The sequence below is a fragment of the Pseudomonas viridiflava genome, from assembly GCF_900602065.1.
Taxonomy (GTDB): Bacteria; Pseudomonadota; Gammaproteobacteria; order Pseudomonadales; family Pseudomonadaceae; genus Aquipseudomonas.
Genome location: NZ_UWFN01000334.1, coordinates 1 through 394 on the forward strand (window position 1 = coordinate 1; position 394 = coordinate 394).

1 protein-coding gene is annotated in these 394 nt (G+C 61.2%); it reads right to left on the reverse strand.

Annotation, left to right across the window (positions count from 1 at the left end; translation table 11 throughout):
- The coding region (locus tag EE949_RS25670; protein WP_277423384.1) for a GAD-like domain-containing protein at window positions 1–292 on the reverse strand (292 nt) is incomplete at its 3' end.
- Window positions 293–394 lie beyond the last annotated feature (102 nt).

The window sequence follows — 394 nt, forward strand, 5'->3', positions numbered from 1 at the left end:
GCTTACGGTAGTAAAGCAGCGTGCCGAAAGGCGTCATCAGCACCGGAATCCGCCTTGTCTCGTCCTGCCCGGGATTTACCCAAAGATCGAACGTCGCCTGCCAGGTGTCGGGGTTCAGCAGCCACAGTGCCCGTTCGCCGTAATAGCCCAGGCCATGTACGCGCCACAGTTCCAGCAAGGCCGCCGGAAGCAGATTTTCATATCGCTCGATCAAGGCCGGATCGGCAGGACGGTTGGTGGTGTAGGGGAGATTGGCGTCGACGAACGCCTGCAATGCGATGGGTGTGGGCACGGGACGTTCCTCGGGGGGCGGATGCCTGCCATCTTGCCTGAATGGCCATAAAAAGGCCACACGCTTGCATGTCCCGGGCAGCGGTTTGGATTTGCCGTGGGC